The sequence below is a fragment of the Mycobacterium sp. genome (assembly GCF_050701675.1).
Classification (GTDB): Bacteria; Actinomycetota; Actinomycetes; order Mycobacteriales; family Mycobacteriaceae; genus Mycobacterium.
Genome location: NZ_JBOGDD010000177.1, coordinates 1 through 1,573, shown reverse-complemented (window position 1 = coordinate 1,573; position 1,573 = coordinate 1). Strand labels below are relative to the sequence as shown.

Sequence of the window (1,573 nt, the reverse complement as noted above, 5' to 3'; positions counted from 1 at the left end):
TTGCAGAGCAATCTGCGCTTCTGAGCTCCCTTCCAACGTGGGATCCAGGGCCAGGCATTCTTCGATCACATCGGCAGCGCGCGTGATGTCCCAATGGTGGGTGATGTGGATGGACGCCGACTCGAAGCCCTCCAACGCCTTGGTCACCCGGGCCGCGGTAGCCCCGATGTCGACGAGCAGCTCTTGGGAATGCTCGGCGACACGGACCATGTCGGTCCCAGACACCCAGTTCAGCACCGTGAGCAGCCACCGTTCGGATCCCACGTCGATGCCGACGTCGAGATGACCGTCGAGCGTGCGGACCAATGACGGCACTGCCACACCCAGGTGGCCATCGGACGTCCGATCGGCCAGGTGCAGCAGGATGTCCTTCTGCCATTGCAGCGCGCCGTTACGGTCTGCCTTCGTGCGCACCTTCGCCAGAAACACCCGTCCATCGCCGGTCGACACTCGGTAATTGCGATCCAGTTCGCCTCCGAGGAACGCCAGGTCGGCATCGGGCAGACCGTACGAATCCGACAGCCGAGCCGCGACGATCTCAGCTGACGCGACGTCATGGTCCGCGGACGGCGCGGTTGGCTTCGGCATCGATCTCCGTTCGTTGGTTCATGCTCAGTCGGCAACTGCAACGTGGCGTGTCACACAATTGAAAAGTGCCACTATGCTGGCGTCAATGCCTGAAACGGCGCGCAATGCGGCTAGATCGAGTGCACTTTGCATATTTCAGTGCTGATTCGGCAGGCGGTGTTCCGGCAGTGTTACGCCGGCGTAAGAACGGAGTCTCGCGGCAAGAGGAGCGATGAATGACCGGTGAAGACCACACCACCAGGTTGATTCGGTCGGCGGCGCGCCGACTGCTCAACATCCGGCTACCGCACATCATCGAACGCGCCGTCGACCAGACCATTCAGGACGAGCCCACGTACTCCGGCGGGCCCGTCAGCCGAGACGACCTGAGCTACCACATGGACCGCACGATGCGGCTCGCCCTGACCCGACTCGCCGGCGCCGACATCCCCGACCCGCTCCGCTCGGCGGCGCTGGAGGTCGGGCGCATCCGGGCACACCAGAATGTTCCGCTCTCCAGCGTCTTGCACGCGTTCCGGATCGACCTCAAGACGCTGTGGGAGGCGCTGATCGCCGAAGGCCACGCCCTCGGGGTCGGCACCCGGGCCGAGTTCCTCGAACGCTCGTCGCTGATGGTCTGGGAAGTCATCGAGGCCAACACCGAAGAAGTCGTCCAGGGTTACCAAGTCGCGCGCGGCAACCGTGAAGAGATCCGCTCGGCGGCCTTCGGACAACTCTTACTGGACGGTGACACCCACCCGTCGACCGTCGAAGACGCCGCACGCATGCTCGGCCTCCCCGCGGCCGGCCACTACGTCTGCCTAGTGGGAGCCTTCCCCATTCCTCGTCCCGAACTCGTCGCCGAGTGCGCCGAACGACTCGAGAACGGCGGCACGGCCTTCTACTTCAACTGGTTCGCACAAGAACTTCGCGGCATCATTCATACCTCCAGCTGGCATGCGGACCTCATCGCCGACCTCACGCCGCTGAGCGAACACGTCTGTGC

At 64.0% G+C, this 1,573-nt stretch carries 2 protein-coding genes; one reads left to right on the top strand and one right to left on the bottom strand.

All coding sequences use genetic code 11. The features are described from left to right. A partial coding sequence (locus ACRDUX_RS05240) for a phosphotransferase (RefSeq protein WP_526411680.1) occupies positions 1 to 588 on the bottom strand: 588 nt, incomplete at its 3' end. Between the two features lie 215 nt (positions 589 to 803). On the opposite strand from ACRDUX_RS05240, the gene ACRDUX_RS05235 reads away from it, so the two are divergent. Then, positions 804 to 1,573, top strand: a 770-nt coding sequence (locus ACRDUX_RS05235; protein ID WP_526411678.1) for an RsbRD N-terminal domain-containing protein, incomplete at its 3' end; no start/stop codon positions are given.